The sequence below is a fragment of the Catellatospora paridis genome (assembly GCF_009720365.1).
GTDB lineage: Bacteria > Actinomycetota > Actinomycetes > Mycobacteriales > Micromonosporaceae > Catellatospora > Catellatospora paridis.
Genome location: NZ_ML769313.1, coordinates 562,850 through 575,422, shown reverse-complemented (window position 1 = coordinate 575,422; position 12,573 = coordinate 562,850). Strand labels below are relative to the sequence as shown.

The window sequence follows — 12,573 nt, the reverse complement described above, 5'->3', positions numbered from 1 at the left end:
CGCGCCCGGTCAGCGACGGTTGGGCAGGCGCACCACGCTGACGAAGAAGTCGTCGATCTGCTTGACCACGGAGATGAACCGCTCGAAGTCGACCGGCTTCGCGACGTACGCGTTGGCGTGCAGCTGGTAGCTGCGCAGCACGTCCTCCTCGGCCTGCGAGGTGGTCAGCACCACGACCGGGATGCGGCACAGGTCGGGATCGTTCTTGATCTCACGGAGCACCTCGCGGCCGTCGCGGCGCGGCAGGTTGAGGTCCAGCAGGATCAGATCGGGGGTGTTGGCCTCGGCGAACTCGCCCTCCTTGCGCAGGTAGGCCAGCGCCTCCACGCCGTCGCTGACGACGCGGAGGATGTTGCGCATCTTGTACTCCTCGAACGCCTCCCGCGTCATGAGCACGTCGCCCGGGTCGTCCTCGACCAGCAGCACCTCGATCGGGTGGCCGACCTCGTGGTCAGACATCATGCGGTCAGCTCCTTGTGCTGGGTCGGCACGGCGGGCAGCGTCGCCGCGCGGGAGTTCTCACTGATCGGCAGCGAGAACGTGATGGCCGCACCGTCGGTCCGGGAGGAGTCCACCCAGATGCGGCCGTCGTGATACTCCACGATCTTCTTTGCGATGGCCAGTCCCATGCCGGTGCCCGGATAGGCGTCCTTGGCGTGCAGGCGCTGGAAGATGATGAAGATCTTCTCGGCGAACTCGGCCTCGATCCCGATGCCGTTGTCACTGACCGTGATGTCCCAGGCACCATCCGTGCGCACCGCGTCGACCTGGATGCGCACCGGCACGTCGGTCCGGCGGAACTTGAGCGAGTTGCCGACCAGGTTCGCCAGCAGCGTCCCCAGCAGTGCCTGCTCGCCCGCCACCGTCGGCAGGTCTGACCAGGTGACGGCGTCGGCGCCGTACTTCTCCTCGATGTTGAGCTGCTCGGCGACGTCGCGCATCACGGCGTCGAGCGAGACCTGCTGGAAGCCACTGGTGTTGCGGCCGATCCGGGAGAAGGCCAGCAGGTCGTTGATGAGCCGCTGCATCCGCTGCGCGCCGTCGACCGCGAACAGGATGTACTGGTCGGCGCGCTCGTCGAGCTGCCCGGCGTAACGGCGCTGCAGCAGCTGGCAGAAGCTGGCCACCTTGCGCAGCGGCTCCTGCAGGTCGTGTGAGGCGACGTAGGCGAACTGCTCCAGATCGCGGTTCGACCGGGTCAGCTCGGACGCCTGCAGCTGCAGCTGCTGGTTGATCGCCTCGACGGCCTGCCTGGCCTGGCGGACCTCGCTCAGGTCGGCGGCGATCTGGCGGCGCATCGCGTCGACGTCCCGGCCCAGCCGCTCCAGCTCCGGCGAACCCGTGGCGGCGATCTCCATGTCGTACGCGCCGGCGGCGACCTGGCGCACCTGCTCGGCGAGCTCCGTCACCGGCCGGCTGACCATCCGGTTGATCAACAACGCCAGGCTCGTGCCCATGACCAGCACCACCAGGCCCGCTGCGACAAGCAGCACGACCAGGTTCTCACTGCCCGACTGGACGCTGGCGACCGCCGCGTTGCGCAGCGTGACGATCTCCTGCTGGAGCGTCGCGACCTGCGCACGTGCCTGGTCGAACCGCTCCCGCCCACCGACCTCGTTGAGCAACTGCTGGCCGGCTTCGGGGCCCTGGTCGCGGGTCGCCGTGACGGCGGGCTCGGCGACCGTGGTGCGCCAGGTGGTGGCTGCGGCACGGGCCCGCTCCAGCTGCGCCCGGACCTCCGGCTCCTCCGCCAGGAGCGGGATCATCGTCTCGTAGAGCCGCTCCTCGGCCTCCCGCCCGGTGCGGTAGGGGCCGAGGTCGGCGGCGTCTCCGCTGAGCGCGTATCCGCGTACACCGGTTTCCTGGTCGACCAGGGCCATGCCGAGCTGCTCGCCCGACAGGCGCAGCACGCCGGTCTTGTTGAGCACCACGTCGAGCTGGTCCAGGTTGGCCGTGGCCAGCAGCGCGGCACTGACGGCGAGCACGGCCAGCAGCGCCGCAGTGGCGCTGGCCAGCGCCGTCACCCGGGCGCGCAGGGACCAGGTCCGCGGGTGGGTGAACTGCACGCGCTTGATCACGAGGTTGGTTCCTTACTCAGCAGGACGATCGCGATGTCGTCGGCCATCGGGCCACCGTTGAGCGTCTCCGCCGACTCGACCAGGCTCGCGGGCAGACGTTCCATGGTTTCACCTCGGGCCAGCCGGGTGCCGCACAGCCCGACCAGGCCCTCGTCGCCGAGCCGGTCCGGGCTGTCGCCCAGCCGGCCCTCGACCAGGCCGTCGGTGTAGAGCAGCAGTGACCAGTCGGCGGGCAGGTCGGTGTCGGCCCGCTCGCGGGACGCGTCGCCCACCCCGAGCAGCAGCCCGTATGGCACGTCGAGCGGCGCGGCACGCGTGCCGGACAGCAGCAGCGGCGGCGGGTGCCCGGCCAGCCAGCACGACGCCCGCGAGGCGGCCAGGTCGATCCGCACCACCGCCATCGTCGCGAACGTGCTCGGGTGGCTGCGCTCGCTGCTGAGCACCTGCTCCATCGCGGTCAGCGTCTGCTCGGGCGCGACCCCGGCCAGGGTCAGCGCCCGCCAGGCCACCCGCAGTTCGACGCCCAGCGCCGCGCCGTCGACGTCGTGGCCGCTCACGTCGCCGATCATCACGTGCACCGTCTCCGGGCTGGTCTGCACCACGTCGAAGAAGTCCCCGCCGAGCACCCCCTCGTAACGGCCCGGCCGGTAGAAGGTGTGCACGGCGAGCTGGTCCGTGGTCATCAGTGGCTGGGGCAGCAGGCCGCGCTCCAGCCGGGCCGACTCGGCCTGGCGCAGCTCGACCTCGCGCAGGCGGCGCGCGTTCTCCTCGGCGTACTTGCGCTCGACGGCGTACTGCACCGCACGCTCCAGCAGCGCGCCGTCGACCTGGCCCTTGACCAGGTAGTCCTGTGCGCCCTCGGCGACCGCCGTGATGCCGATGTGGGTGTCCTGCTGGCCGGTGAGCACGCACACCGCGGTGCCGGGCGCGGCGGAGAGCACACGGCGTAGGCCGTCGATGCCCTGCGCGTCGGGCAGCCCCAGGTCCAGCAGGATGCAGTCGACCTCGCCCAGCAGCGCCCGCGCGTCGCGCAGGCTGCGGGCGACGGTGAGCTGGATCGCCGCGTCCTGCTCGCGCAGCAGCTCCTCGACCAGGAACGCGTCGCCCTCGTCGTCCTCGATGAGCAGCACGCGCAGCCGGGTCAGCCGAGCCGGTCCCCGCGGCTGGGTCGGCACGGATGCAGCGGTGAACATGAATTCCCCAACGTCTCGTGTCGCAGGCCGGCAATGAACACGGTTTCCCCACCGCAGTGCAGATCATGCCTGCGCCGGGCGGCTCCGCACAACTCACGGGAGCGGGCCCATGCCGAAGCGTTATGCCGTCCCAAGTGGCTGATCAGCCTCCTGGCGGCCGTTCGCCGACGACCCGCCGAAAGCCCTTGTGCGGCTTGCACGGTGGACGCATTCTCAAGGTGATCGCGGGTGACGCGCGGACCCTGCACCGCTCGGGTGCATTGCCCGCAGATCGCCTGATATGACGTGGTTTGCGGGGCTCGGGCCTGCGCACCTGACCTGAGGCGGTGACCTGATGAGCTCGCGCTACCGCAACCCGCTGGTCAACCTCGCGTCCATGCTGATCTGCGGACTGCTGGCCGGGGTGGTGGTCGCCGCGGCGGTCTTCCCCGCGGTGGCGCTGTCCGGCATGGCCGCGATCGTCGGCGGAGACGCCTTCGGCAAGCTGCCCGACGAGCTGATCGTCAAACGCTCGCCGCAGCTGAGCTACCTCTACGCGGCCGACAGCAAGACCCTGCTGGCCACCATGTACGACGAGAACCGGCGCGACCTGCCGCTGGCCGACGTCCCGCTGATCGTCCGCCAGGCCGTGCTCGCCGCGGAGGACCAGAAGTTCTACGAGCACAACGGCGTCGACGTCAAGGGCATCGCCCGCGCCTACATCGCCAACAAGAAGGCCGGCGACGTCGAGCAGGGCGCCTCGACGCTGACCATGCAGTTCGTCCGGCTGTCGATCTCCTACTCGGCCGACACCGCGCAGGAGGTCGTCGACGCGACCGAGGACACGGCCAGGCGCAAGGTCCGCGAGATGCGCTACGCGATGGCCATCGAGCAGCGGATGAGCAAGGACGACATCCTCGAGGGCTACCTCAACACCGCATACTTCGGCAACCGGGCATATGGCATCTTCGCCGCGGCGCAGGTCTACTTCGGCAAGGAGCCGAAGACGCTGACCGCCGCCGAATCCGCGTTCCTGGCCGCGCTGGTCAAGTTCCCGGGCGGCTTCGACGTGATCAGCCTCAAGGGTCAGGCGCTGGCCGTGGACCGGCGCAACTACGTGCTCGGCGAGATGGTGGAGACGGGCGCGCTCACCCCGCAGCAGGCGGCCGTGGCCCAGAACGAGCCGCTGAAGGTGACCGGCAAGTTCACGCCCAACGGCTGCGTGCAGTCCACCAACATCAAATGGGGCTTCTTCTGCGACTTCTTCCAGCGCTGGTGGAACCAGCAGCCGGTGTTCGGGGTCACCCCGTACGACCGCGAGCGCTCGCTGAAGTCGGGCGGGTTCCGGATCATCACCTCGCTGGACGTCACCGCGCAGTCCGCGATGGACCGCGGCATCGACCGCTCGGTGAACAAGAACCCTGACCTGCCCGGCGGCAAATGGAAGTATCCGTCCGACGCGGTGCTGCTGGCCGCCGTGGAACCCGGCAGCGGCAAGGTGCGCGGGCTGGCGGCCAACCGCAACTTCCGGATCGACAGCAAGGAGAAGCCGCAGAACGGCAAGGCGTCCAACCCGGCGCTGGCCCGCCGCGGTCTGCGGGGCAGCTACCCGAACACCACCAACCCGCTGCTGACCGGCGGCCCCGACATCGGCGGCTACCAGCCCGGTTCCGTCATGAAGATCTTCACGCTGGTGGCGGCCCTGGAGAGGGGCTACCCGCTGTCGACGATCATCAACACCCGCGCGCCGTACGTCTCCCGTACCCGGATCACCGGCTCCCCGAACTGCGGCGGCTACTGGTGCCCGACCAACTCCGGCGGGCGCAACTTCGGCGCGCAGAACATGTGGAACGGCTTCGGCAGCTCCATCAACACGTTCTTCGTGCCGCTGTTCGAGATGACCGGCGGGTCGCGGGTCATCGACACCGCCAAGCGGATGGGCCTGACCTTCTACGACAACCCGCGGGCGACCCTCGACGACTTCTACTACTCCACCCAGGCCGCCGACGGCTGGGGACCGTTCACCCTCGGCGCCTCGGACCACACCCCGCTGCAGATCGCCAACGCCTTCGCCACGCTGGCCGCCGACGGTCTCTACTGCGAGCCGATCCCCGTCGAGTCGATCACGACCAGCAAGGGTGAGCAGCTGAACGTCGGCGACCCGCGCTGCAAGCAGAACATCGCCGTCGACGTCGCCCGCGCGGCGATCGACGCAGCCCGCTGCCCCGTCGGCGACCAGTCGCTGTACGGCAAGTGCCAGGGCGCGACCGCGCGCGACTCCCGCGAGATCATCGGCAAGTACATCGCCGGCAAGACCGGCACCACCGACAACTCCAAGTCGGTGACGCTCACCATCACGACCAAGCAGCTGGCCATCTCCGGTTTCCAGACCGACCCCGACTGGGCGCAGGTCAACCATGCGATGTCGCACCGCGTCATCAACCCCGCGGTGCAGTACGCGCTGCGCGACGCGATGAAGGACAAGCAGTCGATCCAGTTCTCCCGGCCCAGCAACACCCGCCTGATCACCGGTTCGCAGGTCGCCATTCCCGCGGTGAAATGCAGGACGCTGCCGCAGGCCCGCTCGATCCTCAACGGCAAGGGCTTCAAACCCGAGGTCGCGCCCAAGCAGGTCGACTCCGACTGTCCGAAGGGCACCGCGGCCGGCACCAGCCCGTCGGGCCGGACCATCAAGAACGGCGTCGTGGTGATCGAGATCAGCAACGGCAGCAAGGCCAAGCCGTCCGCCCCGGCCGGCCCGCCCCCGAGCCCCGGCAACCCGGGCAACGGCGGCAATCCCGGCAACGGGCCGAGCCCGCCGCCCGCGCCGAACATCGCTGCGGCGTTCGACGGATGACGCAACGGGCCGCCCACTTTCGAAGGTGGGCGGCCCGCTCCGTCACGACCTGAAGGGGCGCTCTCAGGCGCCCTCGGGAAACGCCGCGCCTGCCGCCGGGGTCGGGGTGAACGTCGCCGGCATGCCGATGTAGCCGTTGATCGCGCCGATGGAGGGATAACGCTCGGTGGCGTCCTCGTCGATGACGTAGTCGGGGATGCGGCGCAGGATCTCGTCCAGCATCACCACCGCCTCCACCTTCGCCAGGTGCGCGCCGACGCAGCGGTGCACCCCCGAACCGAACGCGACGTGCCGGTTCGGGCTGCGGTCCAGCCGCATCTCGGCGGGGCAGTCGAACGCCGCCGGGTCCCGGTTCGCGGCGGCGAAGGCCAGCATCACCCGTTCGCCCGCCGCGATGCGCTGACCGCCCAGCTCCACGTCGCGGGTGGCCGTACGCGACATGAACTGCACCGGGGCCAGCACGCGCAGGAACTCGTCGACGGCGCTGGGCAGCAGTGCCGGGTCGGCGATCAGCCGGTCCCGCTCGGCCGGGTTGCGGTGCAGCCAGTGCAGTGCGTGTGACACCAGGGCCGTGGTGGTGTCCACTCCCCCGGCGACGACCAGCCCGGCGGTCGAGACGACGTGATCCAGCGGCAGCAGCTCGCCGTCGTCGCCGGTGGCCGTGGCCAGGACGCTGACCAGGTCGTCGGCGGGCTCGGCGCGGCGGGCTACGACCAGCGCGCCGAGCACCGCCATCATCTCGCCGACCGCGGTCATCGCCTCCGCCCAGGTCGGGCTGCCCGGCGGCGAGTAGGTCAGCAGGTGGATGGGCCCGGCATAACGCTCCCAGTCAGCCAGCGGCATGCCGAGGATGCCGAGGGTGACGATCGCCGGGACGGGGTTGGTCAGCTCGGTGACCAGGTCCGCGTGCCCCTTCTCGGTGAACCGGTCCAGGCACGCGGCCGTGACCTGGCGGATGAACGGCTCGCGGCGGCGGGACTGCTGCGGCGACAGGGGTCCGTTGAGCAGCCGCCGGTAGACGGTGTGCAGCGGCGGGTCCAGTTCCTGCGGCACGTTCAGATACGGGATCGGCGGGTTGCTGGTGCCCCGCATCGGGCCGGTCGGGTCGGTGTGGTCCTGGAAGGAGGAGAACACGCTGTGGTCGCGCAGGGCCTCCACCAGCGGTTCGTAGCCGGAGACGACCCAGGTCCCGCCGTACGCGGCGGTGTGCGCGACCGGGCACGAGGCCACGTTGCCGTCGGAGATCTCCTGCCACCGGTCGCGGTAGTCCGCGCCGTGATGGTCGAGTTCGATGGTCGGCCGGGTCGTCAGGTCGCGTACGGCGTCCGAGCGGTGTGCCTCCATGGCAGCCCTCCTCTGTCACCGTCCATCATGGACTCGGATCACGCCCCGCACCCGCCTCCACAAATGGCGTGGTTCCCGGCGAAGTGCCATCATCTCCTCATGCTTGTCGGTCGTCGCACGCTGCTGGGAGCAGGCCTGGCCGCGGTGGGTACCGCCGTCACCGGATGCGGCGAGCCTGCCCCGAGCACCACGCCCGCCTGGGTCGAGCCCGACGGCGTGCCGACCACCGCCGACCTGATTCCCCCGAGTTCGGCCCCGACACCCTCACCCAGTGCCTCAGCCTCGGCTACCCCGTCGACCCAGGCCGCGTACGCCGCCGACGTCACCAAGGCGCTCCGCCGCCACCTACCGGCGACCTCGCAGACCGTGCAGCACCACGGCTTCCCCGGCGCGGTCGCGCTCGTCCTGGTCGACGGCAGGGCCACCGTGCACGCCGCCGTCGGCGAGGCGCTGCGTTACGACGCCGGCCCGAAGCTGCTGCCCGCCGACCGGCGGGTGCCCATGCGCCCCGACTCGATCTTCGACCTGGCCTCGGTCACCAAGGTCTACACCGCGATCCTGCTCCTGCAGCAGGTCGACCGGGGCAAGGTCGCACTCGATGCGCCGGTCGTGGAGTACCTGCCCGGGTTCACCGGCGCCGGCAAGAGCGCGATCACCGTCGCCATGCTGCTCACCCATACCGGCGGACTGCCCGTCGGCGCGAAGGTGGCAGGCCTGCCGGACGCCGCCGCGCGGTGGCAGGCCGTGCTGGCCACTCCCCTGGTCTCCGGCGCGACCCCCGGCAGCACGTTCCGCTACTCCAGCGTCGGTCTCATGGTCGCCGGGAAGATCGTCGAGAAGGTCACCGGCCAGCGCCTCGACCAGGCACTCAACACCAACCTCACCGGCCCGCTCGGGCTGCGCGACACCGGCTTCACCCCGAACAGCCGGCTGTCGGCCGGCACGCGGAGCACCCGGCTGGTGGCCACCGACGCCCGATCCTCCCGGGGCCTGCTCCGCGGCACCGTCCACGACGACGTCGCCAACCAACTGGGCGGCATCGCCGGGCACGCCGGCATCTTCGCCAGCGCCGCCGACGTCGCCGCGATCGGGCAGCTACTGCTCGACGGCGGCGTCTACCGGGGCAGGCGGATCCTCGCCGAAGCCACCGTCCGGAAGATGCTCACCAACGCCAACACCGGCAAACCTGCGATCGACCCGGAGCGCCCGAACCGGACCTCCGCGCACGGCCTCGGCGTGGTGCTCGACCAGCGCTGGTTCATGGGCCGTCTCAGCGGCGCCCGGACGTTCGGCCACACCGGTTTCGCCGGCCCGTCGCTCGTCGTGGACCCCACCCGCAGGCTGGTACTGGCCCTGCTGACCAACCGCGCCCACCCCAACTGGAGCTGGGCCGACCCGGACCCGGCCCGCGTCGCCGTGGCAGACGTCCTCGCCAAGGCCGTCGGCTGACCGGCCCTGACCGGTGGCTCAGCTACGCAGGTACGACGCGCCGTTGAGGTCGATGATCGTGCCCGCGGCCCACTCCGCCTGCGGCGAGGCGAGCCAGTGCACGGCGGCGGCGACCTCCTCCGGCTGGGCGACCCGGCCGAACGGGCTCTGCGCCCGGATCTCGTCGGCGCGGTCGGACTTGAGGTGCTCGCTGACCATGTCCGTCTCGACGAAGCCCGGTGCGACCGCGGCCACGGCGATCCCGTACGGGGCGAGCGCCACCGCGAGGGACTGGGTCAGCGAGTTGAGGCCGGCCTTGCTCGCGCCGTACGCCACCTGACCCGGTTCACCGCGGAACGCGCCGCGTGAGGACACGTTGACGATCCGGCCGCCGTGCTCGCGCATGTGCCGGGCCGCGCACCAGATCGTGTTGGCCGCGCCGACCAGGTTGGTGTCGAGGGTGACCCGCCACTGCTGCTGCCAGTCCTCGTACGAGGTGTCGAAGATCGGGTGCGGGGTGAACACCCCGGCGTTGTTGACCAGCACATCCAGCCCACCGAGCGCCGACGCGGCGCCGTCGACCATGACGCGGACCGCGTCCGGGTCGGCCAGGTCGGCCTGCACCACGACGTGGCCGTCGCCGGGCAGCGAGTCCCGCAGCTCCTCGGCTGACCGCACCGACTGTCGACAGTGGATCGCCACCCGGTCGCCGCTGTCCGCGAACGCTTTCGCCACAGCCTTTCCGATACCTCGGGAAGCCCCTGTCACCAGCACCGCGCGCCCAGTCATGTCGATCATCCTGCCAGGGCGCGCCCCGGCTGCCTCACCGGGCCAGCCTGTGATGTGCTGAAGTGGACCGGTGGACGCCAGGGACATCGCCGCGCAGTTCGATCTCGGTGTGGGCGCAAGGCTGTCGGCAGGGCCGGTCGCCAACGGCCGCCAGGGTGCCGTGTGGCAGCTGGAGACGTCCGACGGCCGCTGGGCGGTGAAGGTGCTCTTCCAGCCGGTCGGCGAGGACGAGGTGCGTCCGGCGACCCTGTTCCACGAGGCCGCCCACGCCGCCGGGGTCCCGACGCCGCGGGTGTGCCGGACCGTGACCGGGACCGTGTTCGCCCGGGTCGGCGACGCGCAGGTCAGGGTGTACGAATGGAAGGATCTGAAAGAATGCGACCCCGGCCTCGATCCGGCGCTGGTCGGCGAGGTGGTGGCCGCCGTCCACCAGGTGCCGTGGACCGAGGACGGGCCGGTGCACCCGTGGTATCGCGAACCCGTCGGCCCCGACCGCTGGGACGAGCTGGTCGGGCAGCTGTCCGCCGCCGGGGCCCCGTTCGCCGGGCGGCTGGCCGGGCTGCGTGACGAGCTGGTGGCGCTGGAGTCGTGGCTGGAGCCGCCCACCGCGCTGCGGACCTGCCACCGTGACCTGTGGGCCGACAACGTGCTGCCCACCGCCGACGGCGGCGTGTGTGTCATCGACTGGGAGAACAGCGGCCCGGCCGACCCGAGCCAGGAACTGGCCTGCGTGCTGTTCGACTTCGCGCGCACCGACCCGGGGCGCGTGCGCGCGCTGACCTCCGCCTACCGGCAGGCGGGCGGGCCGGGCGTGGTGTCCCGGCGCGGACATTTCGCCATGCTGATCGCGCAGCTCGGTCACATCACCGAGATCGCCGCCACCGACTGGCTCCACCCGAACGCCAGGAACCGCCGGCGGGAGGACTCTGCCGCATGGATCGGTGAGGTCCTCGCCGAGCCGCACACCCGTGCGCTGCTCGACGGCCTGCTGCGCGTCGACACCGCCGATTCGCACGATCGGTAGGATCAGGCAAGAGGCGGGGAGCATGATTCTAACGTTCCCCCTGGTCAAGTTGATTAGCTGGTTACGTCGATAAAGCAGGGGCACGAGAGTGCTCCGCGAGTGAATCAGGCGGAAACCATGCAGATCGCGATCATCACCGGGGCCAGCTCCGGCATCGGGCAGAGCGCAGCCGTCCAGCTCGCCAAGCGCGGCGCGGGAGTGATCCTGACCTACCGCGGCAACCCGAACGGGGCGCTGGACACGGTGGCGGCTGTCGAGAAGGAGGGCGGCACGGCCGTCGCGCTCCCGCTCGACGTCGGCGACAGCGCGGCCTTCCCGGCCTTCCGCGCCTCGGTCGTCGCCGCGTTGCGCGACACCTGGGGCCGGGACACGTTCGACTACCTGGTCAACAACGCCGGCTTCGGCCGAATGGCGATGTTCGAGGACACGTCCGAGGAGCTGTTCGACACGTTCCTGCGGGTCCTGCTCAAGGGACCGTACTTCCTGACCCAGACGCTGCTGCCGCTGCTGGCCGACGGTGGCGCGATCGTCAACGTGGCCAGCAACTCGGCGCTGCTGTCCGGTATGGAGCCCGGCTACTCGGCGTACGCCTCGATGAAGGGCGGGCTGCTGGTGCTGACGCGATACCTGGCCAAGGAGCTCAGCCCACGCGGCATCCGGGTCAACGCCGTCTCCCCCGGCCCGACCCGCACCGGCATCGCCGACTGGGACCAGCACACCGAGGCGATCACCGCGATCACCGCCCGGACCGCGCTCGGCCGGATGGGCGAACCCGACGACATCGGCGTGCTGATCGCGGCCCTGCTCGGCGACGAGGGCCGCTGGGTCACCGCGCAGAACATCGAGGTCGCGGGCGGCTACAACCTCTGACCGGTGACCTGCCGGGAGCCCTCGCGCCGTGCGGGGCTCCCGGCACGTCCGGTCAGATCAGGGCGGGCGCCGTGCCGAACACCGCGTCGCGCAGGCGTACGGCGTCCTGGCTGGGCGGCGCGCCGAACTGGCGGCGATACTCCCGGCTGAACTGCGATGCGCTGTCGTAGCCGACCCGCGCGCCGACGCCGGTCACGTCACTGGGGTTCGTGGCCAGCAGCAGCCGGGCCTCCTGCAGCCGGATCTGCTTCTGGAACTGGATCGGGCTCATCGCCGTCACCGCCTGGAAGTTGCGGTAGAACGCGGACACGCTCATCCCCGCCAGCTGCGCCACCTCCTCGACCCGGAACGCCTGGGCGTAGTGCTCACGGATCCACCGGACGGCCCGCGCGACGTGGGTGAGGCTGCTGTCAGCCAGGCCGAGCTGGCGTACGACGGAGCCCTGCTCCCCGGTGATCAGCCGCCACAGGATCTCGCGTTTGATCAGCGGCGCGAGCACCGCGGCGTCGCGGGGCCGGTCGAGCAGGCGCAGCAGCCGGATCACCGCGTCCAGCAGCTCGTCGGGCGCGTCGCTGACGGCCAGGGCCGACGGTGTGCCCGCGGCTGGGGACGGCACGTCACCGGGGGCGGCCTGCAGCAGCAGCTCGGCCACGGTCGCCGGGTGCAGGACCAGGCCGAAGCCCAGCGCGGGCCGGTCGAAGCTGGCCTTGGTGAAGTGGCCGGTGACCGGCAGATCGACCGAGGCGACGAGGTACTGGCCGGCGCCGTACTCGTAGACCCGGTCGCCGAGCGCGATGCGTTTCGCGCCCTGGGCGATGAGGGCCATGACACTGCCGGTCATCGACGGCGCGGGCTGGCTCTGCCGGTCGACCTTCGAAACGAGCACGCCCTCGATCGCGGTGCTCATGTCGGGCCGCGCATGCCGATCCAGCAACGCACGCAGCTCACCAAGACCCATGAACCGATTGAAGCACGCACCGGCGCTCCCCATCGCACGCCCGCCGGTGGCTC

The 12,573-nt window shown here is 70.9% G+C and carries 10 protein-coding genes; 4 read left to right on the top strand and 6 right to left on the bottom strand.

The features are described 5' to 3' along the window. Positions 1-9 precede the first annotated feature (9 nt). From F9C41_RS07405 to F9C41_RS07395, 3 genes are read right to left on the bottom strand one after another with little or no spacing between them, the layout of a single operon-like run. Positions 10-462 carry a response regulator gene (locus F9C41_RS07405; protein ID WP_230689396.1) on the bottom strand — a complete coding sequence of 151 codons (453 nt, stop codon included), beginning with the start codon at positions 460-462 and terminating at the stop codon, positions 10-12. After that, complete coding sequence (locus F9C41_RS07400; RefSeq protein ID WP_230689395.1) at positions 459-2,078, bottom strand: sensor histidine kinase; 1,620 nt, start codon at positions 2,076-2,078, stop codon at positions 459-461. Before F9C41_RS07400 ends, F9C41_RS07405 begins: the two co-directional genes overlap by 4 nt. Continuing rightward, on the bottom strand, positions 2,075-3,271 hold the full coding sequence (locus F9C41_RS07395) for a PP2C family protein-serine/threonine phosphatase (protein ID WP_155385891.1): 1,197 nt from the start codon (positions 3,269-3,271) through the stop codon (positions 2,075-2,077). Before F9C41_RS07395 ends, F9C41_RS07400 begins: the two co-directional genes overlap by 4 nt. Positions 3,272-3,605: 334 nt before the next feature. Here F9C41_RS07395 and F9C41_RS07390 point away from each other — a divergent pair, with 334 nt between their 5' ends. Next, on the top strand, positions 3,606-6,107 hold the full coding sequence (locus F9C41_RS07390; protein WP_155385890.1) for a transglycosylase domain-containing protein: 2,502 nt from the start codon (positions 3,606-3,608) through the stop codon (positions 6,105-6,107). 63 nt (positions 6,108-6,170) lie between these two features. Here the strand turns inward: F9C41_RS07390 and F9C41_RS07385 are convergent, their stop codons facing one another. Then, positions 6,171-7,451, bottom strand: a complete 1,281-nt coding sequence (locus tag F9C41_RS07385; protein WP_155385889.1) for a cytochrome P450 — start codon at positions 7,449-7,451, stop codon at positions 6,171-6,173. Between the two features lie 99 nt (positions 7,452-7,550). Here F9C41_RS07385 and F9C41_RS07380 point away from each other — a divergent pair, with 99 nt between their 5' ends. After that, positions 7,551-8,900, top strand: coding sequence for a serine hydrolase domain-containing protein (locus tag F9C41_RS07380; RefSeq protein WP_155385888.1), 1,350 nt, complete (start codon positions 7,551-7,553; stop codon positions 8,898-8,900). A gap of 18 nt (positions 8,901-8,918) precedes the next feature. On the opposite strand, the gene F9C41_RS07375 is transcribed toward F9C41_RS07380, so the two are convergent. After that, the gene (locus tag F9C41_RS07375; protein ID WP_155385887.1) at positions 8,919-9,668 is read right to left on the bottom strand and encodes an SDR family NAD(P)-dependent oxidoreductase; all 750 of its coding nucleotides are present in this window, start codon (positions 9,666-9,668) and stop codon (positions 8,919-8,921) included. A gap of 70 nt (positions 9,669-9,738) precedes the next feature. On the opposite strand from F9C41_RS07375, the gene F9C41_RS07370 reads away from it, so the two are divergent. Together F9C41_RS07370 and F9C41_RS07365 are read left to right on the top strand one after the other, a co-directional pair. After that, positions 9,739-10,692 (top strand): phosphotransferase enzyme family protein, encoded by a 954-nt coding sequence (locus F9C41_RS07370; RefSeq protein WP_155385886.1) that lies wholly within the window; start codon positions 9,739-9,741, stop codon positions 10,690-10,692. Between the two features lie 117 nt (positions 10,693-10,809). Continuing rightward, a complete protein-coding gene (locus tag F9C41_RS07365) occupies positions 10,810-11,562 on the top strand; it encodes an SDR family NAD(P)-dependent oxidoreductase (protein ID WP_155385885.1) in 753 nt (250 codons plus the stop codon). Positions 11,563-11,614: 52 nt separating this feature from the next. On the opposite strand, the gene F9C41_RS07360 is transcribed toward F9C41_RS07365, so the two are convergent. After that, positions 11,615-12,520 carry an AraC family transcriptional regulator gene (locus F9C41_RS07360; protein WP_155385884.1) on the bottom strand — a complete coding sequence of 302 codons (906 nt, stop codon included), beginning with the start codon at positions 12,518-12,520 and terminating at the stop codon, positions 11,615-11,617. Positions 12,521-12,573: the final 53 nt, after the last annotated feature.

Coding starts and splice junctions, on each gene's coding strand:
- F9C41_RS07375 (WP_155385887.1), bottom strand. CDS start 9,668: ATGACTGGGCGCGCGGTGCTGGTGACAGGGGCTTCCCGAGGTATCGGA.
- F9C41_RS07395 (WP_155385891.1), bottom strand. CDS start 3,271: ATGTTCACCGCTGCATCCGTGCCGACCCAGCCGCGGGGACCGGCTCGG.
- F9C41_RS07365 (WP_155385885.1), top strand. CDS start 10,810: ATGCAGATCGCGATCATCACCGGGGCCAGCTCCGGCATCGGGCAGAGC.
- F9C41_RS07390 (WP_155385890.1), top strand. CDS start 3,606: ATGAGCTCGCGCTACCGCAACCCGCTGGTCAACCTCGCGTCCATGCTG.
- F9C41_RS07405 (WP_230689396.1), bottom strand. CDS start 462: ATGATGTCTGACCACGAGGTCGGCCACCCGATCGAGGTGCTGCTGGTC.
- F9C41_RS07385 (WP_155385889.1), bottom strand. CDS start 7,451: ATGGAGGCACACCGCTCGGACGCCGTACGCGACCTGACGACCCGGCCG.
- F9C41_RS07360 (WP_155385884.1), bottom strand. CDS start 12,520: ATGGGTCTTGGTGAGCTGCGTGCGTTGCTGGATCGGCATGCGCGGCCC.
- F9C41_RS07380 (WP_155385888.1), top strand. CDS start 7,551: ATGCTTGTCGGTCGTCGCACGCTGCTGGGAGCAGGCCTGGCCGCGGTG.